General features: G+C 43.2%; 1 protein-coding gene. It reads left to right on the top strand.

The features are described 5' to 3' along the window. The first annotated feature begins 94 nt into the window (after positions 1 to 94). Entirely contained in the window at positions 95 to 1420 is a 1326-nt protein-coding gene (locus VXP95_RS15440) for an ISNCY family transposase (RefSeq protein ID WP_180082248.1), read from the top strand. Positions 1421 to 1469: the final 49 nt, after the last annotated feature.

The raw sequence follows: 1469 nt of genomic DNA, 5'->3' as shown, positions 1-1469 counted from the left end.
TAGAAATGTCCGGTTTCTCCAAAGTAAAAATGTCCGCTTTTAGAATATGCACTTTTGCAATTTCCTTAGCGGACGGTTTGATATGTTGGTGTCTATGTCGGATAAAGAACTTAAACGATTGTCGATCTTGCAGGAAATCTGTGATCAACGCATAACTCAATCCCAAGCTGCTCAGCTACTGCATATTTCAGAACGTCAGATCAGACGCTTACTGCAAAAATACAAAGCTCAAGGTCCCACTGCATTAGCCCATGCCGGTCGTGGCCAAACCAGCAATTCCAGGCTTCCTGAAGAGATCAGACTCAAGTGCCTCAATCTGGTCGCTGAACAATTCCATGGTTTCGGACCAACTTTAGCCCATGAAAAGCTGACTAGCGTTTATGGCTTTAATATTTCAGTAGAAACCCTGCGTTCCTGGATGATTGCAGCCGATTTATGGATTCCTCGCGCCAAGCGCCTGAAACGCCCGTATCAGCCTCGATATAACCGGGATTGTTATGGTGAACTGATCCAAATTGATGGCTCACATCATGACTGGTTTGAAGGACGAGCACCTAAATGCTGTTTACTGGTGTTTATTGATGATGCCACAGGAAAATTGCAGCATTTACGCTTCTGTGAATCAGAATCAACCTTTGACTATATGATTTCAACACGCCTGTATGTTGAACAGCACGGTAAGCCCTTAGCGTTTTACAGCGATAAACATTCAGTGTTTAGGGTAAATCAAAGCAGTAAGAAAGACACCAGGATTACCCAGTTTGGACGCGTACTCAGTACCCTCAAAATCGATATCATCTTCGCTAACTCACCCCAGGCCAAAGGTCGTGTGGAACGAGCGAATAGAACACTTCAGGATCGTCTGATTAAGGAGATGCGCCTGGAAGGTATCAATTCGATTGCAGATGCGAATAAGTGGTTGCCCTGCTTTATTGAGCAATTTAATCGTAAATTTGCCAAGATGGCTTTTAATCCCAAGGATCTACACCGGACTGTCACTGAAACAGCCGAAGAGTTAGATGATGTTTTTACCTGGCGTGAACCACGCAGAGTGACGAAAAGCCTGACCATTACTTATGATAAATGTGTATATCTCCTGGAGAATACAGAAGAAAATCAGAGGTTGATCGGCAAGTATCTTGAATTTCTAGAATACCCGGATGGTACTGTGGCCATCATGCATGAAAGTCGGAAGATCAATTACAGCATCTTCGATAAATTAAGTCAGCTGAACCAGCGAGAGATTGTTGAGAATAAACGGTTGGGTGCTGTTCTGAATCATATCCAACAGCAGCATGAAGAACTGGAACAGCAAAACAAACGCAATCGTTCTCAAAAGATGCCAAGCAGACGTGCACAGAAAACAGCAATTCAACAGCGAAATCTGAATCCTGTGCTTGACTTGGAAATGTCCATATAGGACATTTCTATTTGGTTATTAGGTAGGACATTTCTACTTGGGAATAACA

The organism is Acinetobacter sp. 226 (genome assembly GCF_048147925.1).
In the GTDB taxonomy this organism is placed as follows: Bacteria; Pseudomonadota; Gammaproteobacteria; order Pseudomonadales; family Moraxellaceae; genus Acinetobacter; species Acinetobacter pecorum.
The sequence above is the reverse complement of the archived record's forward strand: the minus strand, read 5'-3'. Positions and strand labels throughout refer to the sequence as shown.

What these genes read in the sequence shown, in the direction of transcription:
- VXP95_RS15440 (WP_180082248.1), top strand. Translation starts at nt 95, where the DNA reads ATGTCGGATAAAGAACTTAAACGATTGTCGATCTTGCAGGAAATCTGT.